The following is a 19,597-nucleotide window of genomic DNA, read 5'->3' on the forward strand; positions in this document are numbered from 1 at the left end:
AGTCCTCCTTGTGTGGTCACAGGGACTTTTTGAAATCCTAATTCAAGTATATCCAAATAACTTAGAGATGCTTGAGTATAGGTTCTAATGAATAAGTTGCCGAGGCTAATTAGGAGACTACTTTTTTATATATAAACGCTGTGTGAGATAGTAAACTAAAGCAAATTATTGGTAATTGTGATGTTTATGTTTATTGTTCAGCGTTTGATTAAGTTGGCCGTTATCTGTGCCGTTTTCTTTACTATTTTCGATCTGATCTCCTATGGAGAGGTGACTTGGTTTCAACGGTTTTTGGCTTTTCTACACTAAATTCAGATTTCAATACGTTAGCTACTCATAAGGCGATAGGTTTCTTCATATTCGCCTTATTACTCCCTCTTCAACCAAAGCCTTAAACAAAGCAATACTTAACTCGTTTTTTCAACTTCCTGTCGGTGGAAAAAACGCCAAAATGCAACTAAATTCATATCAATGACAAGTCTAAGGTATGTAGTTGATGAGGCAATTCAGCGCAATCGCACTAGCTGTTGTAACACTCATTTTGAGCCAAACAACAACCGCAAGAAACGCGAAGATGTTAGGTGATATCTCCCTAGTTCAGCCCATACAGGGTGATCCTAATGTGGATATTAAGCTAGCGAGAATTGGCTGGCATCTCTTCCGCGATCCTCAATTATCGTCAAATGGTAATGTCAGCTGTGCGACATGCCACAATCTGCAAACCAATGGCGCTGAAAATACACCAGTCTCTACGGGGGTGAAAGGTGATGGAATTAGAAATTCTATAACAGTGTTTAATGCGGCGTTAAATTATCGTTTTTTATGGGATGGAACGGAAAACACCTTGATGGCTCAGATTGATGGTCCAATCCATAATCCAATGGAAATGGACTCAAACTGGCAAACAATAGAGCAATATGTAAAAGAGAGTGAACATTATCAAGCGCTATTTAGTCGTGACGATGAATTGCCGATTAACGTTCATAATATCAAGTCCGCTATTGTGGAGTTTGTTGAAGGGCTGCAGACGCCTGGAGCACCATTCGATGCTTACTTATTGGGTTACACGCATGTACTGAGTGAACAGCAAATCAGAGGTTGGAAAACATTTCAGACTTCAGGTTGTGTGCAGTGTCATCAGGGCAAAAATATCGGCGGAGCGATGATCCAAAGGTTCGCCTATTTCAAGGATAAGCCAGTAGTAGAGGACTCGGGCAGGCAACTCGTTACGATAGAAGATGAAGAGCGATTCTATTTTAGAGTAGCCAGTTTACGCAATGTCGCGCTAACGAGTCCTTATTTTCATAATGGGCAAGTCGATAAGTTATCCGACGCGATACAAATCATGGCTAAAACCCAGCTCGGTATAACGATGAACGATGAGAATGTCGCGGACATTGAAGCATTCTTGCAGTCGTTGACAGCACCTAGACCCATAATTTTAGAGGTGTTGGAAAATGAATAAATTCAAACTGATCAATTTGTGCTTTTTTATTGGGATACTGGCGTGCTGCACACTGGCGTATATGTCGTATATGAACTCAAAAAACGCTCAAGAATTTCATGCAGAGCTAATGAATATCGGACATGAATTGATTGAAGAGCGTGATGTTATCGTGAACCGATATGCCGTTGAAGATAGAAAAAACTATGAGTTAACAACATCTTTAGTAGAGATAGAAATCGCAGCACAGGCACTGTTGGAGTCATCAAAGGCATCAGTTTGGTTTCCCGTGACACCCAATCGTATAAAAGTTAGGGATACGCTTGAACAGTTTAAGGAGCGAGTGCTTCAAACAACGTTGAAGCTTGATATGTTAATTGGTGTTCAGGTAGAAAATCGGTATGCATTACTCATGTTGTTCAATTTATATCAGCAAGAGGTTTCTACCGATAGCGGTCAATCATTGGGTGGCAGTCGTTATTTTGAATTTCTCAACCAGTTGCTTCTAACACAAACGGAAGTTGAGAGTGAAAAGGAAGCGAACTTCCTTAAACGGCTTCAAACGAGTGATAAAAGAATTGAATTGCTGACGAATGAACTGCTTGATCACACTTATATTGAGTTTGTCGAAAGCTCAGAGCATCGGTTACTCAATATTGCTCAAAGTGAGGCGCGTTTTACGTGGCTGTTTGTATTTATCGCGGTGATGTTTCTAGTTAGCGCGTTTGTTTATCAGTCGCATCACCGAATGCATAACTTAAAACAGTTGAATCTTGAAATTGAAGAGGCGAGAAACAAAGCCGAGCGAGCGGCAAAAGCGAAATCAAATTTTCTCGCTGCAATGAGTCACGAACTAAGAACGCCGATGAATGGTGTACTAGGGCTTTCTCAAATGATTGCAGAAGAGACCAAAGAGCCGACAACGAAAGAGCATATTAGGGTTATTCTTGATTCTGGCCAGCATCTGATGACGATCCTCAACGATATTTTGGATTTTTCTAAAGTTGAAGAAAACAAACTGGAATTTGAGCAAGCTAAGTTTAAGCTCGATCAAGTGCTTTCTCCGGTGTGTAGCGCAATAAAACCACTTGTTGATGAAAAAAATATCGAGCTAATCTTGGAAAACGAGGTTTCTGAATATACTGAATTTACTGGGGATTGTGCGCGTTTACGACAGATCTTGTTTAATCTCGCCGGTAACGCGGTGAAGTTTACCAATGAAGGGCATGTGCTGGTTAGAACTGAGTTAGATAAGTCGAATCAGTTGTTGGTCATGCGCGTGAGCGACACCGGTATTGGTATTGCGCCAGACAAGCACGAGCATATTTTTAACTCGTTTGAGCAAGCAGACTCATCAACGACTCGAAGGTTCGGCGGAACAGGGCTTGGGTTAGCCATCGTCAAAAAACTAACCGATTTGATGGGTGGCTATATTACTCTCAAGAGTATAGAAGGCGTTGGAAGTCAATTTATCGTTGAGTTGCCGATTCCTTGGGTAGAATCTGCTCCGAAAAAGCAGCAAGAAGCACCGAAACCTCGCGCAAAATCACACCATTTAAAGATACTACTTGCTGATGATAACCGTGTGAATGCCATTGTGGCAAAAGGGTTTTGCGAAAAGCTCGGGCATGAAGTGGATGTAGCAGAAAATGGGTTAATCGCGGTTAAAAAGGCGAAAGAGAACGAGTACGACCTGATCTTGATGGACAACCATATGCCCGAGATGAATGGCGTTGAGGCGACACGCGTTATCCGACAAGAGTTAGGTATCAAGACATTACTCTTTGCGTACACGGCAGACGTATTTCGTGAAGCTCACGATAGCTTTATTGAAGCAGGAGCAGACCATGTGCTTACAAAACCGCTACAGCATGAGAGCTTTTCAGACGCTCTCAAACAGTTTGCAGCCAGACTCGAACCGAAACGGAATCCGCCACTAACGAATGACAGCAATGTGCTTCAGTTGCAACGTAAGCCAATCGAGAACTTAAGGTTAACAGAGGAAGAGCTCTCCCACTCAGGCATGTTTGCTTCTTTACAAGATGAGCCAGAAGCGCTCGACGAGCTGCTAAAAAGCATTATTGTCGATTTTGAGACATCTGTTGATGAGCTTATTGAATACTTTATGGCTGAAGACTTTGCTTCATTAGAGCTGACGTTGCACAAAACGAAAGGGATGGCACTGAACCTAAGTTTACCTATTTTGGCGAACCAAACGGAGGCCCTGGAAACTCAACTTAAAGCCAACCAAAGTCCCGAGATTGAGCAGTTGCAGATGCTGATCAATCGGTTACAGGTCAACATCCATCAGTCTCATAGACTTTTGGATGATATCCAGAAGAACAATGCCGATCCTCAACAGATTTTATAGTCCCTGTGAGTGCGATGCTTTCCTTAACTCATTTTGTTGTGGTTTACTGTGGCAAGGACGGATAGTGTTGATTCGTCGTCGGAAAATCAGGGAGTTAGAATGAGTAAGCATTCCGCTTTAATCAAATGGCATCGTAAAGCTGGCGAAGAGTTTAGTGATAATAAGTATAGTCGGGCACACATTTGGCAATTTGATGGAGGGTTGCAAGTCCCAGCATCTCCATCTCCCCACGTAGTACCATTACCACTATCCGTAGAAGAAAACGTTGATCCAGAAGAAGCGTTTGTCGCGGCACTTTCTAGTTGTCATATGCTCGTTTTCCTGTCTATTGCAGCAAAGCGACGTTATGTTGTGGACAGTTACTTCGATGAAGCGGTAGGGGAGCTTGAAAAAGGCGAAAACGGAAAAGAGTGGGTATCAAAGGTAACGTTAAACCCTAAGATAACATTTTCAGGTGAAAAACAACCGACACCATCTCAATTAGAAAAACTGCACCACATGGCCCATGAGAATTGCTTTATCGCCAACTCCGTTAAAACAGAAGTGACAACGCTTATTGCGAATTAAGTGAAGCTCTTTATCAAAAGCGCGGCCTATTACAGAGTTATATTAAGCCAGCAGTCATCCTGCTGGCTCGTTCATCTAGACGACACCTTGCTCAATCATTGCATCAGCGACTTTTCTAAAGCCTGCAATGTTGGCGCCTAAAACTAAATTTCCAGGTTGGCCAAACTCTTTACTGGTTTCGTTTGCATTGATGAAAATATTTTTCATGATGGTTTGCAACTGACTATCCACTTGTTCAAACGTCCAGTTTTGCATGCTTGCGTTTTGCGCCATTTCAAGTTGACTGGTTGCAACGCCGCCTGCATTGGCTGCTTTGGCAGGCCCATAAGCTATGTCTGAGTCCACGATAATATTGGCAGCCTCACGGGTGGTTGGCATGTTCGCCCCTTCACTAATCAAAATACATCCGTTTTCGATAAGAGCCAGTGCGTCGTCTGACGTTAGTTCATTTTGAGTCGCACAAGGGAAGGCAGCATCAGCCTGATATCGCCAAACAGCATGTCCTTCATTAGGATAGTCGCCCTCTGGTGTGTATTCTGCTTCAGGGTAAGTTTCTAAATATTCTTCTAAGCTTGCTCTTTTCACTTCTTTCAGTTGTTTTAGGAGCTTAAGATCAATACCGTGCTCATGATAGATCGTACCTCGAGAGTCGCTGCATGTAACTGGCGTTGCTCCCATATGGTACAGTTTTTCAATGGCGTAGATAGCCACGTTGCCAGCACCAGAAACGAGACAAGTTTTCCCTTTCAATGAATCGTTGCGGTCGTTGAGCATGCATTCTGCAAAATAGACGGCGCCATATCCTGTCGCTTCTTTTCTGGCGAGTGAGCCACCCCAAAGAAGACTCTTGCCTGTAAGCACACCTTCGTAGCGGCCCGTCAATCGTTTGTATTGACCAAACATATAGCCAATTTCGCGCGCCCCGACACCGATATCGCCTGCGGGCACATCGGTGGTAGGACCGATGTGACGGTACAACTCGTTCATAAATGATTGGCAAAATCGCATGATCTCGCCGTCGGATTTTCCTTTAGGATCGAAGTTTGAACCGCCTTTGCCGCCACCGATAGGAAGGCCAGTCAGTGCGTTTTTAAAGATTTGCTCAAAGCCGAGAAATTTTATGATGCTCGCATTGACTGAGTGATGGAATCTCAATCCTCCTTTGTACGGCCCCAAAGCAGAGTTGAATTCAACTCGATAACCTTTGTTTACTTGTACATTTCCAGCATCATCAACCCAAGGAACTCGAAACATGATTTGACGTTCTGGCTCGACGATCCTCTGGATAATCGCTTGTTCCTTATATTTATTATTGCCTTCTATTACCGGCGCGAGAGAAGTTAATACTTCTTCTACCGCTTGGTAAAATTCTTTTTGCGCAGGGCTACTGTGTTGCAACGCAACAATAGTATCGTGTATGTATGACATAGGTTTCTTCCTTGATGTGAATAAGCAATCAGTTTATATGAATGTATTTCCATTAAATAGTGATTTTGACCAAGATTCAATGGTTGTAGTGGTATTTCCTGCGGATGAGAATGTGCAGCTTCTAACCCGGGCAGTGTTGGTTGAGATAGGTAGGGCGAGCTAAGTAAGCGGGTGGTTGAGTGATCAGTTTCACATATAACAAGCAGAAATCACTTTAGTCGATGTTGTTGTGCAGTTACGCAAATTGTTTATGTTAACGTCATGTTAAAGTTTGTGTGTGTGATAACTTGTGAAAAGACAACTATATGGATGAGCTTAAGGTTCTGAACTCGTTTATTCAGCAGAATGGTCTACCAGCGTTTGGCCACCTTGATGGAATTCCAACATCGTTACAGCTAGATAAATTTACCTACCTTGATGAGATGGATAAGCCAGTGTCTAAGTGGCGCCGTTACCGCGATTATAAGCAGTTTCAGTTCGTCAATTTGGTCACACCTAATTACGTCATTGGAGTAGCGATTGCTGATATACGGTATTTAGCATCCGGCTTTTGCTACCTGTTTGATATTAAAAAGAATAAGTTGATTGAGCAACAATGGTTGAAACCTTTTAATATAGGTTATCAAACTCAGCCTTCCAGTTGGTGCAGTCTTGCCCATCTTGCTAACAAAAGAGTTCAGTTTTCTATTAAGGATGGTATTTGGCACGTCCACTTTGTGACAGAGTCAGTCAATGCGGATCTCTATTTACGTCCAGAAAATATGAGTTTGCCATTAATGTTGTGTACGCCAACAGGTTATGCGGGTTGGACATATACTCAGAAGCACAATGCGTTAGCAGTAGACGGTAACTTGTTCATATTAGGAAAAGAGCAAGATCTTTCAGAGGTGGCTGCTGGTTACGATTTTTCCGCTGGGTACATGCGGCGAGAAACAAGTTGGCGCTGGGCGAGTATCAATTGCTTTGAGGATGACAGGCGTCTGGGGTTGAACTTGGCAGCTGGCGTTAATGAAACTGGCTATTGCGAAAATGCATTGTGGATTAATGGTCAGCGCCACTTTTTGCAACCTGTGCAGTTTCAGTTTTCACGAAGTGATGAAGGGCAAAAGTGGCATATTACGTCGGAAGATAAACGAGTTAACTTACAGTTCACGCCTTTGAATCGACGCTCAGAGAAGAAAAATTTTTGGCTTCTCAAAAGTAACTTTCGTCAGTACATCGGTTATTTCTCTGGCTATATTATCGATGGAAATGGCATCAAACATCAGTTAGAAGAAGTTATGGGTCTTACTGAAGATCACTATGCAAAATGGTAGAAACACAATGGATTGGACGCAGTTGATGGACCGCCCAGAATTACTTCTGATGATTCTGGCCCCAGTTTTCTTTTTCTGCATGCTTGCCGAATATTGGTTCGGACAAAGAAGGGGACGCTTGCCTGAAAGCGCGACGTATTACTTCCCTGAAGTAGCGTGTAATTTTGTTCTTGCGGGCTTACACCAAGCGACAGACATACTCACGGGTTTACTGATTGCTCAGTTGTATTTGTGGTGGTTTGATTGGCGTTTGTTTGATATCGAAATGAGCGTCTCAGCTTTTCTTTTACTTGTTGTCCTGCAAGATTTTTTCTATTACTGGTTTCATCGGGCTAGCCATCGTATTCGTTGGATGTGGGCCGCGCACGTTGTTCATCACAGTTCGGAAAGAATGAACTTCAGTACCGCATTTCGTCAAAGTTTAATGTATCCGCTAGCGGGGATGTGGATTTTTTGGTTGCCCTTGGTGATTATTGGTTTTGAGCCAAAATGGGTTGTCTTCGTTGTGTTGTTTAATCTGGGCTTACAGTTTTTTGTTCACACCCAATCAATTCGTTCGCTCGGGCCACTAGAGTGGGTATTTAACACGCCGTCTCATCATCGCGTTCATCATGGTGTGAACCGTCAGTACATCGACAAAAATTATGCGGGTGTATTAATTATTTGGGATCGAATGTTCGGAACGTTTGAACCAGAGGTGGAAACGGTTCGATATGGGGTTTCTAAACCTGTAAACAGCTTTAATCCCATCCGCGTGACGTTTGCAGAATGGAAAGACATGTTTTATGACGTAACTCGACCAAACTTATCATGGAAACAACGCTGCCGCCGTTTGTTCGCTCCGCCATCGGATTTTTATGAGTAAATTGGATAAAGAGATTGGAGCGGGCAGCGGGAATCGAACCCGCATCATCAGCTTGGAAGGCTGAGGTAATAGCCATTATACGATGCCCGCGCATCGATAGGACTCAGTTAATATGCCACACTGCACGAAAAAGAAAAGTCTTTTCTCATCAAATGTTTGTCAGTTGCCTAAAAAAGTAGCGGACTGATGTTAAAGTGTTCATTGTCTCTGGTTTTTTGTGGCACTCGCGATTCTGCTACTAAGCCTAGGGGCTTCCAATTAGGTCGTAAACACCGAATTCTTAGGTGTTTAGATGTTGATGATATTCAAGATTTTCTGTGTAAAGGTTAATCTCGTTTATTGAACAGTCACGTTTCATGGTCAAGACTAGATATTGAAATGATTACTTTTTACTGTTGATGCGTATGTATAACACAGGGTAATTCTGCTGAAACAGTCAGCTTAACCAAAGGAGATTTAACATGATGAGAGGTTTGATATTAGGGCTGGTGGTGATGCTGGTATCTGCTTGTACTACCGTTACAACCGATGTAGATAAACAAGCCGACTTTTCAGCTTACAGAACGTTTGACTTCGGTGCTCAGGCGGAAGCTCCTACCAGTATTGATGGTCGACGTATTGAGCAAGGGCTTGCTGAACAGCTTGAGGGTAAGGGTTTAATTAAGGTAAATAGTGGCGGTGACCTTTACGTACATCATGATATCGTAGAAGAATCCGAGCTTGTTTCTTCAGGATCGTCGGTGAGCTTTGGCTATGGCTGGAATAGCTTTGGTGTGATCACTTCAAGCCCAGAAAGATATAAAGAACGTAAGTATGGGAAGTTGGTGGTTGAACTGGTTGATGCAAAGGCTAATCAAGTCGTTTGGAAAGGCGTTTCAAGTCGTAAACTGTCTGAGTCAATGAGCTCTGAGAAAAGAGAATCTCTCATCCAAGAAGAAATCGCGAAGATGTTTGAAAGCTACCCTTACGGTGAAAAATAATTAGTATTCTTAACGATTAAGAATACTAATTGCCAATAGTTACGCACAGGGTTAAAAGAACTTATTATTTTGGTTTTGGTTACCTTTGTGCGTACGACTCTGATTGCTTTACTCGGACTACTTTTCTGCTTGCTGGCTCCGAGCATGAGCCTGGCGCACTCACACCCAAATTTTCTTTCCGTTCATAACCAGAATATCGCTGTTGACGCTGAGTCGAAGCGCTTTTCAGAACATCCTATCTCTCCAATACAACAAGACTATCCGAGTTTAAACAGCCGGAACATATTGAGGGTTAGCCATGCTAAGGAAATGAGCTCGAACGACGATGTAGAACCCGAATGGTTTGAAATGCTTGATGTAGCATGGTGGGCGCATCGTTCGGCAATTTACTCGATGAAGCGGCTAAAACGCATCGGCATTGAGACTTTAGGTTGTTGTATTGAAAGTATTTTTACTCACTTTAAATACAGAATCGGAGTGAGAAAAGAATCGAATTTCATATACCGCTTTATACATGCTCGCTAACACATTCCATGTTTTTGCAACTTTTGGTTAATTATGCTTAGGAGCGGTTTATGTTTGATTCGATCATTCAGGTCTTGAGTGCTTTTTGGCATCAAGATTTCACGGCGTTAATGGCGCCAGGCAGTGCAGGTTTGGTTTATTTTGTTGTTGCTGTGAGTATCTTTTTGGAAAGTGGTTTTATTCCTGCTGCACCTTTCCCATGCGACAGTGTCGTCGTATTATCCGGTACGCTGGCGGCGGTTGGCGTCCTTGACCCAATTATGATCATGTTGGTGATAGCTGTTAGTGCGGGGTTGGGAAGTTGGGCGGCTTATTTACAAGGCAAGTGGCTAAATCGCTTACCTAAGGTTCAAGGCTGGGTGAGTGCGGTTCCTCAAAAGCGTTTGGAACAAGTCGACGTATTACTCAGTAAACATGGATTGGTTGCGCTTTTGTGCGCGCGGTTTATTCCGGTTGTTCGTTCCCTATTGCCATTAATGATGGGGTTGCGAGTGAAACGTATTAGTAAATTCCATTACTTTGCGTGGCTGAGTGCGATTTTATGGACGCTGATATTATGCGGTTTTGGTTCATTACTTCCTTTGCTACCAGAAAATATGAGCAAAGCAATCACAATGCTATTAATGGCGGCACCAATAATTACTCTTGTGATTGGAGTGCTTAGTTTCTTGTTTGTTAAAGCACGTCGAGCGACCTGTAAACCCAAGGATGTGTCAGAGTTTTCCCAATAAGTTTACTTTGATTTGCACTTTTAAGCTTGTATGCAGATTAGACCTCTAATCGACAGGTTTTTGTCAGTAAAAAGAAAGGCGCATACATTGCGCCTTTCTTTTTGAGTGTCGTTAGGGTTTCGAATTTAATAGCCAATGCTATATAGGTATTCGCCAACTTCTTTGCACTGAGACTTGTAGATGTTCTCTACTTCAGACTCATTCTTATCTGCTGCTTTAAATTCAAGTTCGGCAGACGATAGCTGGTCAAAGCTGTAGTCTCTCTCAGACATTAAGTAGTGTCTGAACATCGCTCTGTGTTCCGGAACTGCAATACGTGCGTTAGAAACGTTGGCACACTCTAACAGAGTGTCGTTACTCATTTCTTCTGGCTTAGTTTCTGTGTTTGCTAAGGTTGAGCCCGCTGCAAATAGTAATGCTAGTGCGATGGTTGTAGCGATTCTTGTCATTATATGGACCTCAAATTGGTTCTAGTAACAATGAGCATATTGGTTCTTATCGTTACATTTTCGTGTTCTCTGTATGTCATAAAAAGTTAAACAACAGAGAAGGCGTTGCGACCATGAGTAAAGACGTACATTAAGTTCGCTTCCTTTCTTCCTGAGAGGCGATAAAGAGAGCGTTGACTCATGAGTCCGCCATAACTGTCTAGAGGTAAGCGAGATGCTTGTTTTGCCAACTCCAGTAGTGGTGGAGAAGAGAAAGCAATAAGTAAAAAATAATCAGGAGTAAAATCTGATGATAAAACGCCATCAGTAGCTGATGTTCGGCGACAGGAGACAAGCCCGAACAACTCGCGCTTTATATGTAGGTAGTAACTTTCTGAACCCCAAGAGCTCAGAGAAGCTGAGGCATGAAAATCAGTGTGTGCTAGCTCAAAATCGTCCTGTTGAGAGAGTTTAAGTAGGCGCTCGGAAGTGTAATGTTTGGTGTGGTGCCACTCATGCGCATATGAAGCTGTGATGAGCCCTGAGAGCAGGGACAAAGAAAGCATCAATAATATACGGTGTAGATAACGCAAGAAGTAACCCTAAACATATAAAGCCACAGTTACCCACCATGATTAAGGAATCTTAGTGGAACTATGATAACGATGAAAGCCAGTGTCTGATCAACTCAGCGTATACTAACGAGATGGAAGGGGGATGAACAGAGTTTTCTGATCGCACTTAGGTATATCAGCGAATAACACAATAATTTTCGCTTTCGAGTAAGCGAAAATGGAAAGAGAGTCGTTGCACAGGACGATTAAGCTAACAGGATTATTACTAGGGAAGAAATAGAATCTTCTTTTTCTTCCCCATATGTGTCGCATCGATATTATGCGCTTGCGTAAATAACGCTGCCGCCTTTTATGGTGTCAATGATCTCGCGAGACAACTTCTCTGGCAAAGCAGGGCAACCCCAACTGCGTCCGAGGTATCCATTCTTCTTGATGAAGGAAGGGTTTGCGTAATCGGCACCGTGCACGACAATGTAACGCTCGCGAGCTTTGTCGTTTAATCCAGAGCTTAGCCCATCTAATCGAAGTGAATAGCCATTTGAGCCGTAGTAAGTGGTATCAGTCAAAAAAGTGCCCAATGATGTTTTTCGCGAGTTCACGACATTTGAAAACTGTGTCGCTGTTTTCTTTCCGCTGTTCACGCCGTGAGAAACATACGTATTGTAGATTAGCTTCTTTTTATCTAAATCCACCACATAAAAACGCTTTTCAGTTGATGGTTTACTATAGTCGATGATCGTTAGTACCGACTTCTTTCTATCGGGTGTCTTCTGATAAGCGATGTAAGCGTCACTGAACAACTTAAAGTCTACTATGCCATCTAGCTTGGCTTGTTTAAACACATGTTCAACTTGCTTTGGTCGTAAATGATCCCTGGGTTCGTTATCTGATTGTTTTGCAAAAGCAAAAGGTGATACAGACAACAGCGCACATGTAAATAATATAATTAATTTTTTCATCTTGGCTAAATAAAACTCTATGGTGTTACAAATTTACCGATTGCTTCATGCATTCGTTAAAACAACATGCACATCAATATAATTCTATTCCCAATGTTTCTTATTGCACGCTTAGGTGCTTGATATTGGGTTGACGATAAGTTTTCGAGTTAAAAACTAACTGATTGAAACTTATATAAAATATGAAGTTTAACGATGGTTTCTATAAACTTCGGCGTAAATAATATCTGATATATGTAATTAATAAAACTGTGTTTAAGGATATTTGTGAAGTTGCTAATTTATAAAAACGGCGTTTTATTTTTCGTACTTTAGAAACTCTTTTTATTTCAATGTGTTTTCTTTTTCTACACTTTATCCAATACCTCAAAAGTTTGTGACTTAACTCGTAACAAATCGTAACGCCGAATCGTTATGTGTATAAGTGCATTTATAATGTATGAATAAACAACAGGGTGGTAAGAAAAGGCAGTAAAACAGCGGTGAATCGGTTGTTTTTAATTCACGATTGACAAAGCTAAGTCTAAGTCGTTCAAAAATTGAACTTGTGAATGTATCATTTAAGTGAGGGTGATGAGCTCAACAAAAGTGAAGTGACGCGTGCTACTGTTTATTTTCTAATTTATTCGATTACATAAGGAAGGGTACATAGTAAAAATTGAAAAAATAATTCTATCGTGTGGATTAAAATATATAAATAATAAAACTTCGAAATTAAAAGATAAGAACGCCAGATCTTAATTCATTAAATTTTTGAACATGAAATTAAACTCTATCTATTATGCTTGGTTTGGTTTGGTTTGGTGTGAAAGCGCTCATCTCATTAAGAAAAGCGCTAGAATTTATTTAAGGACGGTTATGACAGCATTTAATAAAGTGTTTATTGTCTCTCCCAATGTTAATGATTTTGCAATGTTGCAAGAGTCGCCATTGGAAATGTCTCTTCAAGTAACGGCAAGCAAACCTATCCAACTCTATGGAGAGTCTGTTAAAGCCAGTTGGAAAAGTATTGATATTGAATGGTTAGACGTTATGGGTGAAAAGCCATTGCCCAGGCCTGATATTGCAGCATGGGGATCTTTTACTCTTGCTGTATCCGCTTCTATTGCGGATAAGCTCGATGTGTTGAGCGAGAATGTCGAATTTTTACCATTAAATCTACAAGGAAAGCCTTGGCGAGCATTAAACATTGTCACTCAAATTGATGCCATTGATACCTCTGCTACCGAGTATAATCTTCGTCATGGTAAGCTAAGTCGTGCTAGACCGTTTAAGAAACTCGTTTTGAATAGAGAAGCCGTTAATGAATCTGACTTGTTCAGAGTAAAAGGTGCTGGGCTCAGAACGTTTTGCACGGACAAAAAAGGTGGCTTGTACGATAGCGTCAAAGCGCTGAATTTGACCGGTTTGGATTTCAAGGAAGTGCTGGTTTAAAAACGAATAAATAGTGATTTACTCAACTAAAGTCATAGATATAGGTATGGGGGAACAAAAGCTGAGCATCTATCAATGAAGCTCATATACAGCTAAATACAGCCGCCACAGTTGTGACTGCTGTATGTCTCCCCTTAACTTATGTTTTTGAAACCCTAATTGAGCTGACCATGGACGCATCAAATCGACTGTCGTCATTTGCCGATTGCCACCACAAGCTCAATTGTTCTTTAGTCATTGGTTTGCCAAATAAATAGCCTTGCATATAGTCGCAGCGGTATGCCGATAGCCATTCATGCATCATATTGTGTTCAATACCTTCTGCTGTAACCGTTTTATTTTGGGCATGGCATAGCTCAATAATAGGTTTGATCACATGGCCGTTGTTGGTGTTCATCAATGTAACGAGGAACTCTCGATCAAATTTGATTTTTTGAACCGGATACTGAACGAGCTGAGTTAACGATGTGTAACCAGAACCAAAGTCATCAATTGCAAGACGGTAGCCACGTTTTGATAGCTCATCAAGTAGAGCCGTGCCTTGTTGTTCTGCGGCAAAGGTTTCGGTTATTTCTATCTCAATACATTCTGGTTTAACACTGTGCAGTGTCGCTTGTTCATGGATGTAGTTTGCCATTTCTATCGAGTTTAGCTCTGCTGATGAAAGATTGACCGAAAGAACAATATCCTTACCGAAAATATTCCTTAATTGATGGTATTCCGCCGTTGCATTGGCGAAAACCCAGCGGTCAATTTTATCAAATAATCCGGCTTGCTCTGCAATTGGAATAAACTCCTTTGGAGGGATAGGGCCGATACCTTCGGCTTCCCAGCGCAACAAGACTTCTAACCCCTCAATTTCGTTGCTTCGATTGTTCATATAGGGTTGAAAAACAAGGTGAAACTCTTCCTCTACATTGCTTTTTCGGAGCGCACGTTCAAGTTGACTTCGTCTTTGAGACTCAATATTGAGAGCGGCTGAATAATAGGCGTATTGATTTTTCCCTGCCCGTTTTGCTTGATACATAGCCGCATCGGCACTGGAGAGTAACTTTGCGATGTCAGTACCGTCTTGAGGATATTGTGCAATACCTACGCTTGCCGTAACGGGAAATGAATTACTCCAAGATGAACTGAGATTACTAATCGGTTTTAGCAGCTCTGATGCAAGCAAATCAGGTAAGCGTTTTACCTCTTGATTTGAGCTCAGCAAAATTGCAAATTCGTCACCAGACAACCTGGCGGCAAAGCAGGGGCTGTTGTAATCGTGCGAGAACTTTTGACAGGCATTCTTGATGTGTGATGAGAACACTTTTAATAAGTTATCTCCCAATTCATGCCCGTATTTATCATTCACGTATTTAAAGTTATCAAGATCGACGTAAACAACCCACAGAAACTGCGAAGGGGAGATAAGTTCACGAGTGGCAAGCTCATGAAAACGATGGCGATTGGCGAGTTGCGTCAGGTGATCCGTTTCAGCTAGGCGTTTTGTCTTTTTATAGATGACATTAAGTTCCTCATACATATCAAAAAAGCGTGCAGAGAGGCGTCCTATTTCATCGTTTGTTTCTAGCTTTTCAATATTGTCACGTTGATTAGATTCAAGTTCGTTCAGCTGCTTATCAAGGCGAGAAACAGGGCGCAACACATAGCGGTACAACACCAAAATGATTAATGTGATGGTGAAAAACGCCGCTACGCCAAAGGAGAAAGCAAGTTCTAGCCACACTTTATCGACTTTATTCCACATTAAATATTCGGCAGGAGAAAGCACGGCATAAAAGTGCGGCAGCAGCTCAATGGTTTGAGCGAGAGGAATATCAAGATAAATGGGTTTGTCGGCGAAAGTAATCACGCTGTGTGTGTCAAACTCGATGTCATGCTTAATCTCGTTAAAGGCTTCAAGTGATACGGAAACTACCACAAAAAACACATTTTTCGAGTCAAAGCTCAAAGGGTGAGTCCCCGTTCTTTTGTCGACGACCTCATATTGAAGAAGAATGCTTTGTCCACTGGAGTTATAAATAAAGCCAGTGTGACTGAAAGCCTCTCTGTCATTGAAACTTCGTGATATGTACTCTAATACCTTTGGGTCGACCACGCCCGATGATTCGTAATATTTGTTTTCTGTGTAGTAGAGAAGGTTTTGTTTGCCGTCGAGGATCGCCATGCTCGCATCGCCTTTGTAACCATGGCTTAATACTTCAGCGGTCTCGTCTAATCGATTAAACAAGACTCGCTCACGATAGGGGTTGTTATGATTAACCAAATAGTCTTGTAATACATCACTTTTACTGAGCGTATAGGCATAGCTATTAAGAAAAATATTCGCTTGTCGAAACTGCCCGGCCAGCTTTTCCATCTGCAACTGAATATAGCTGTCTTCCCGCTTGATGAGCGTCACTTTTTGAATGCTATAAATAATATAGCTAGATACTAACGCGCTTAATAAGATCACTGGCGCGACAAGCAAAATGACTCTATTGCTTAACTTCATTATGGTTCTTAGTTTCCGTTTGTGTCCCTACAAACGTCGCGTACCAGGTAAGGTACTGAACGGATGATGTGTTTTGGCAAATTGTAACCAGATTGTAAGGTGAGCGTTCTCCAAAATCAGGCAGCTATCTAAGAATTGTGATGACGTGAAAGGTTTCGAGCTTATTAACTAGAGGTTTTCTCAGTAGTTGGACGTCTCTTTTCCTTCCTCCCTGTATAAAACCTAACCGTAATGACAGGGAAATACCATCATCGAAACGTTTCGATGGTAAAGTGTGACTCAAGTGCACTTTTCCTATTCAATGACAATTGAATTACAGATCATTCTCACACCTTATCGATCTCACACTGGTCAAATTGCGATGACGAATTATTATTTCATCGAAACGTTTCGATGAGTTTTCTGTTAATAACGAAAACACTTTAAGACAGGCGCTCATGGTTGTATGAACGTGTAACCGAAAGGTCGATGAGATGAAAAAAAGTACCCTAATTAACTCAGATATTTCTTACTTGGTGGCGACGCTAGGCCACACCGACGAGATCACGATATGTGATGCTGGTCTACCAATCCCAGAGCATGTTCAGCGAATCGATTTGGCGCTAACGCATGGGGTACCAAGTTTTCTTGATACTGTTCGCGTAATTCTATCTGAGTCCCAAATCGAAGGGGTCATCATTGCGGAAGAGTTCTCTGATGCAAGCCCAGTTTTGCATGAAGCGTTGCTCAACGAACTGAGCAAAGAGAGTGAAGAGACGGGCAAATCTATTGAGGTGAGCTACGTGTCACATGAAGCGTTTAAAGCACGCACGGCCCAAAGTCGCGCTATCGTAAGAACCGGCGAATGCTCGCCATATGCGAACGTTATTTTCCAAGCGGGCGTGGTTTTTTAAGCCAGAGATATTGAGGACAGATTATGACTCAAGCCATTCTACAACTAAGCGAAATTGAGAAGGCGTTTCCGGGCGTAAAAGCACTCGACAAAGCAAGCCTGAATGTTTATCCAGGCCGTGTTATGGCGCTGATGGGTGAAAATGGAGCAGGCAAGTCAACGTTAATGAAGGTGTTGACAGGCATTTACCACATGGATGCGGGGAGCATTCAATATCAAGGTCAGCCGGCGGCCTTTAAAGGTCCACGCGATTCACAGGAAGCTGGTATTAGCATTATTCACCAAGAGCTGAACCTGATTCCTGAACTGACGATTGCCGAAAATATTTACTTGGGACGAGAGTTCACCGGCTCCTTAGGGCGTATCCGGTGGGGCAAAATGTATGACGAAGCTGACAAGCTTTTAAAACGTCTCAATGTAAAGCATTCATCAAAAACATTGCTTGGCGATTTAAGCCTTGGTGAACAACAAATGGTGGAAATTGCAAAGGCACTTTCGTTTGAGTCGAAAGTCATCATTATGGATGAGCCAACGGACGCACTGACCGATACCGAAACGGAATCACTGTTTAAAGTGATTAATGAGCTCCGCGAGCAAGGATGCGGCATCGTATACATTTCGCATCGTCTTAAAGAAATCTTTGAAATCTGTGATGATATTACGGTGCTTCGTGATGGTAAGTTTATCGGTGAGTGCAAGGTGTCCGACACTGATGAAGATGGCCTAATTGAAATGATGGTTGGCCGAAAATTAGAAGAGCAATATCCACGTATTGATGTCCAACATGGCGAAACTTGTCTTGAAGTCATTGGTTTGACTGGGTCTGGCGTTCAGGATGTGAGCTTTACTCTCAAGCGTGGTGAGATTCTTGGAATTTCTGGCTTGATGGGCGCAGGCCGCACTGAACTCATGAAAGTCATTTACGGCGCATTACCTAGTGAGCATGGTGTTATCAATCTTGATAACAAAACTATTAACCCGGTTAGCCCGCAAGATGGCTTGGCAAATGGTATCGCTTACATCTCTGAAGATCGCAAAGGCGATGGTTTGGTTTTAGGTCTTTCGGTTAAGGAGAACATGTCACTTTGTTCGCTAAACCAGCTGACCAAAGGCTTCCAGATTCAACACAGCGACGAAGTGATTGCTGTGGAAGATTTTATTAAGTTATTCAACATTAAAACCCCAACGCGAGATCAAATCATCGGCAACTTATCTGGTGGTAACCAGCAAAAAGTTGCGATAGCGAAAGGGTTAATGACGAAACCTAAAGTTCTGATTCTGGATGAGCCGACACGTGGTGTTGATGTCGGAGCAAAAAAAGAGATTTATCAGCTCATCAACAAGTTTAAGGCCGAAGGCATGAGCATCATCTTGGTTTCTTCCGAGATGCCTGAAGTGCTCGGCATGAGCGACCGTATTTTAGTGATGCATGAAGGTCGTATCACTGGCGAATTTGATGCGAAAGACGCCGATCAAGAAAAATTACTCGCCTGTGCCGTAGGCAAAGAGATCAATGAGGAAGCAGCATGAGTACGAATACCATGAGCAAACCAACCGAAACGAGCAACAAGAAGTTGTTCACAAAAGAGTGGCTGATTGAACAAAAATCACTGATAGCTCTGATCTTTCTGATCGTTGTTGTGTCATTTTTGAACCCGAACTTCTTTACGGTCGACAACATTCTCAACATTCTTCGTCAAACCTCCGTGAATGCCATTATCGCAGTGGGTATGACATTAGTTATTTTAACCGCAGGTATCGACTTAAGTGTTGGTTCGGTATTGGCGTTGTGTGGTGCCTTTGCGGCAAGCATGATCGCGCTTGAGGTTCCGGTGCTGGTGGCGGTTCCAACTGCTTTAGTCGCAGGTGCAGCGTTAGGTGCGATCAGCGGTATCATTATTGCGAAGGGTAAGGTGCAGGCATTTATCGCTACGCTGGTTACCATGACGTTACTACGTGGTGTGACCATGGTGTACACCGAAGGTCGACCAATCTCGACAGGCTTTACTGACACCGCAGATGCGTTTGCATGGTTTGGTACTGGCTACGCGCTAGGCATTCCGGTTCCTGTTTGGTTAATGGTGGTTGTGTTCGCAGCGGCTTGGTATTTACTTAACCACACGCGCTTTGGTCGCTATGTTTACGCACTAGGCGGCAACGAGTCTGCGACTCGCCTATCAGGTATCAATGTAGACCGAGTGAAGATTGGTGTCTACGCCATCTGCGGTATGCTAGCAGCGCTTGCAGGTATTATCGTAACGTCTCGTCTTTCTTCGGCGCAGCCAACAGCGGGTATGGGCTACGAGCTAGACGCTATCGCAGCGGTTGTTCTTGGCGGTACCAGCTTGATGGGCGGTAAAGGTCGTATCATGGGTACCTTGATTGGTGCGCTGATCATCGGTTTCTTGAACAATGCACTTAACCTACTTGATGTTTCTTCCTACTACCAAATGATTGCAAAAGCAGTGGTTATCTTGCTGGCGGTATTGGTAGACAACAAAAACAAGTAATTCATAACAATCTGTATATATAAAACAGTGAATACAAACCGAGTCAGGGGACGTGTACTGGCTCACCCTACA

At 42.5% G+C, this 19,597-nt stretch carries 17 protein-coding genes and 1 tRNA gene; 12 read left to right on the forward strand and 6 right to left on the reverse strand.

Annotated elements, in window-relative coordinates; all coding sequences use genetic code 11:
• Window positions 1-496: 496 nt before the first annotated feature.
• From R7F67_RS04205 to R7F67_RS04215, 3 genes are all read left to right on the forward strand, one after another.
• Window positions 497-1,465 (forward strand): cytochrome-c peroxidase, encoded by a 969-nt coding sequence (locus tag R7F67_RS04205; RefSeq protein ID WP_005373180.1) that lies wholly within the window; start codon window positions 497-499, stop codon window positions 1,463-1,465.
• On the forward strand, window positions 1,458-3,815 hold the full coding sequence (locus R7F67_RS04210) for an ATP-binding protein (protein ID WP_258475449.1): 2,358 nt from the start codon (window positions 1,458-1,460) through the stop codon (window positions 3,813-3,815). The genes R7F67_RS04205 and R7F67_RS04210 overlap by 8 nt, the downstream gene beginning before the upstream one ends.
• Before the next feature lie 99 nt (window positions 3,816-3,914).
• Window positions 3,915-4,382: an OsmC family protein gene (locus R7F67_RS04215; protein ID WP_017820322.1), complete on the forward strand. Its 468-nt coding sequence runs from the start codon at window positions 3,915-3,917 to the stop codon at window positions 4,380-4,382.
• A gap of 75 nt (window positions 4,383-4,457) precedes the next feature.
• On the opposite strand, the gene gdhA is transcribed toward R7F67_RS04215, so the two are convergent.
• Entirely contained in the window at window positions 4,458-5,810 is a 1,353-nt protein-coding gene (gdhA, locus tag R7F67_RS04220; RefSeq protein ID WP_258475447.1) for an NADP-specific glutamate dehydrogenase, read from the reverse strand.
• 305 nt (window positions 5,811-6,115) lie between these two features.
• On the opposite strand from gdhA, the gene R7F67_RS04225 reads away from it, so the two are divergent.
• Both R7F67_RS04225 and R7F67_RS04230 read left to right on the forward strand, forming a co-directional pair.
• Window positions 6,116-7,126, forward strand: a complete 1,011-nt coding sequence (locus R7F67_RS04225) for a DUF2804 domain-containing protein (protein ID WP_258474104.1) — start codon at window positions 6,116-6,118, stop codon at window positions 7,124-7,126.
• Between the two features lie 7 nt (window positions 7,127-7,133).
• Window positions 7,134-7,991 carry a sterol desaturase family protein gene (locus tag R7F67_RS04230; protein WP_005373167.1) on the forward strand — a complete coding sequence of 286 codons (858 nt, stop codon included), beginning with the start codon at window positions 7,134-7,136 and terminating at the stop codon, window positions 7,989-7,991.
• 15 nt (window positions 7,992-8,006) lie between these two features.
• On the opposite strand, the gene R7F67_RS04235 is transcribed toward R7F67_RS04230, so the two are convergent.
• Window positions 8,007-8,081, reverse strand: a tRNA-Gly gene (locus tag R7F67_RS04235).
• A 371-nt stretch (window positions 8,082-8,452) separates the two neighbouring features.
• Between R7F67_RS04235 and R7F67_RS04240 the strand changes: the two genes are divergently transcribed.
• From R7F67_RS04240 to R7F67_RS04250, 3 genes are all read left to right on the forward strand, one after another.
• Window positions 8,453-8,971, forward strand: a complete 519-nt coding sequence (locus R7F67_RS04240; protein ID WP_005382627.1) for a DUF4136 domain-containing protein — start codon at window positions 8,453-8,455, stop codon at window positions 8,969-8,971.
• Window positions 8,972-9,058: 87 nt separating this feature from the next.
• Window positions 9,059-9,496, forward strand: coding sequence for a hypothetical protein (locus R7F67_RS04245; protein ID WP_258475446.1), 438 nt, complete (start codon window positions 9,059-9,061; stop codon window positions 9,494-9,496).
• Window positions 9,497-9,546: 50 nt separating this feature from the next.
• On the forward strand, window positions 9,547-10,227 hold the full coding sequence (locus R7F67_RS04250) for a DedA family protein (protein WP_054577812.1): 681 nt from the start codon (window positions 9,547-9,549) through the stop codon (window positions 10,225-10,227).
• Between the two features lie 125 nt (window positions 10,228-10,352).
• Here R7F67_RS04250 and R7F67_RS04255 read toward each other — a convergent pair whose 3' ends face one another.
• From R7F67_RS04255 to R7F67_RS04265, 3 genes are all read right to left on the reverse strand, one after another.
• Window positions 10,353-10,676, reverse strand: a complete 324-nt coding sequence (locus tag R7F67_RS04255) for a hypothetical protein (RefSeq protein WP_005373158.1) — start codon at window positions 10,674-10,676, stop codon at window positions 10,353-10,355.
• Window positions 10,677-10,762: 86 nt separating this feature from the next.
• Window positions 10,763-11,221, reverse strand: a complete 459-nt coding sequence (locus R7F67_RS04260; protein ID WP_017633653.1) for a hypothetical protein — start codon at window positions 11,219-11,221, stop codon at window positions 10,763-10,765.
• 326 nt (window positions 11,222-11,547) lie between these two features.
• A complete protein-coding gene (locus tag R7F67_RS04265; RefSeq protein WP_017633652.1) occupies window positions 11,548-12,189 on the reverse strand; it encodes a murein L,D-transpeptidase catalytic domain family protein in 642 nt (213 codons plus the stop codon).
• A gap of 858 nt (window positions 12,190-13,047) precedes the next feature.
• Between R7F67_RS04265 and R7F67_RS04270 the strand changes: the two genes are divergently transcribed.
• Window positions 13,048-13,623: an imm11 family protein gene (locus tag R7F67_RS04270; RefSeq protein ID WP_171343171.1), complete on the forward strand. Its 576-nt coding sequence runs from the start codon at window positions 13,048-13,050 to the stop codon at window positions 13,621-13,623.
• A 139-nt stretch (window positions 13,624-13,762) separates the two neighbouring features.
• Here the strand turns inward: R7F67_RS04270 and R7F67_RS04275 are convergent, their stop codons facing one another.
• Entirely contained in the window at window positions 13,763-16,123 is a 2,361-nt protein-coding gene (locus R7F67_RS04275; RefSeq protein ID WP_318056993.1) for an EAL domain-containing protein, read from the reverse strand.
• Window positions 16,124-16,596: 473 nt separating this feature from the next.
• Between R7F67_RS04275 and rbsD the strand changes: the two genes are divergently transcribed.
• The 3 genes from rbsD to rbsC are packed head-to-tail and all read left to right on the forward strand — an operon-like array spanning window position 16,597 to window position 19,525.
• Window positions 16,597-17,016 carry a D-ribose pyranase gene (gene rbsD, locus R7F67_RS04280; RefSeq protein ID WP_005382620.1) on the forward strand — a complete coding sequence of 140 codons (420 nt, stop codon included), beginning with the start codon at window positions 16,597-16,599 and terminating at the stop codon, window positions 17,014-17,016.
• Window positions 17,017-17,039: 23 nt separating this feature from the next.
• Complete coding sequence (rbsA, locus tag R7F67_RS04285; protein WP_158173458.1) at window positions 17,040-18,545, forward strand: ribose ABC transporter ATP-binding protein RbsA; 1,506 nt, start codon at window positions 17,040-17,042, stop codon at window positions 18,543-18,545.
• Window positions 18,542-19,525, forward strand: a complete 984-nt coding sequence (gene rbsC / locus R7F67_RS04290; RefSeq protein WP_005373145.1) for a ribose ABC transporter permease — start codon at window positions 18,542-18,544, stop codon at window positions 19,523-19,525. The genes rbsA and rbsC overlap by 4 nt, the downstream gene beginning before the upstream one ends.
• The last annotated feature ends 72 nt before the right edge of the window (window positions 19,526-19,597 follow it).

This window comes from Vibrio sp. YT-17 (genome assembly GCF_033337375.1).
In the GTDB taxonomy this organism is placed as follows: domain Bacteria; phylum Pseudomonadota; class Gammaproteobacteria; order Enterobacterales; family Vibrionaceae; genus Vibrio; species Vibrio alginolyticus.

What these genes read in the sequence shown, in the direction of transcription:
- R7F67_RS04205 (WP_005373180.1), top strand. Translation starts at nt 497, where the DNA reads ATGAGGCAATTCAGCGCAATCGCACTAGCTGTTGTAACACTCATTTTG.
- R7F67_RS04210 (WP_258475449.1), top strand. Translation starts at nt 1,458, where the DNA reads ATGAATAAATTCAAACTGATCAATTTGTGCTTTTTTATTGGGATACTG.
- R7F67_RS04215 (WP_017820322.1), top strand. Translation starts at nt 3,915, where the DNA reads ATGAGTAAGCATTCCGCTTTAATCAAATGGCATCGTAAAGCTGGCGAA.
- gdhA (WP_258475447.1), bottom strand. Translation starts at nt 5,810, where the DNA reads ATGTCATACATACACGATACTATTGTTGCGTTGCAACACAGTAGCCCT.
- R7F67_RS04225 (WP_258474104.1), top strand. Translation starts at nt 6,116, where the DNA reads ATGGATGAGCTTAAGGTTCTGAACTCGTTTATTCAGCAGAATGGTCTA.
- R7F67_RS04230 (WP_005373167.1), top strand. Translation starts at nt 7,134, where the DNA reads ATGGATTGGACGCAGTTGATGGACCGCCCAGAATTACTTCTGATGATT.
- R7F67_RS04240 (WP_005382627.1), top strand. Translation starts at nt 8,453, where the DNA reads ATGATGAGAGGTTTGATATTAGGGCTGGTGGTGATGCTGGTATCTGCT.
- R7F67_RS04250 (WP_054577812.1), top strand. Translation starts at nt 9,547, where the DNA reads ATGTTTGATTCGATCATTCAGGTCTTGAGTGCTTTTTGGCATCAAGAT.
- R7F67_RS04255 (WP_005373158.1), bottom strand. Translation starts at nt 10,676, where the DNA reads ATGACAAGAATCGCTACAACCATCGCACTAGCATTACTATTTGCAGCG.
- R7F67_RS04260 (WP_017633653.1), bottom strand. Translation starts at nt 11,221, where the DNA reads ATGCTTTCTTTGTCCCTGCTCTCAGGGCTCATCACAGCTTCATATGCG.
- R7F67_RS04265 (WP_017633652.1), bottom strand. Translation starts at nt 12,189, where the DNA reads ATGAAAAAATTAATTATATTATTTACATGTGCGCTGTTGTCTGTATCA.
- R7F67_RS04270 (WP_171343171.1), top strand. Translation starts at nt 13,048, where the DNA reads ATGACAGCATTTAATAAAGTGTTTATTGTCTCTCCCAATGTTAATGAT.
- R7F67_RS04275 (WP_318056993.1), bottom strand. Translation starts at nt 16,123, where the DNA reads ATGAAGTTAAGCAATAGAGTCATTTTGCTTGTCGCGCCAGTGATCTTA.
- rbsD (WP_005382620.1), top strand. Translation starts at nt 16,597, where the DNA reads ATGAAAAAAAGTACCCTAATTAACTCAGATATTTCTTACTTGGTGGCG.
- rbsA (WP_158173458.1), top strand. Translation starts at nt 17,040, where the DNA reads ATGACTCAAGCCATTCTACAACTAAGCGAAATTGAGAAGGCGTTTCCG.
- rbsC (WP_005373145.1), top strand. Translation starts at nt 18,542, where the DNA reads ATGAGTACGAATACCATGAGCAAACCAACCGAAACGAGCAACAAGAAG.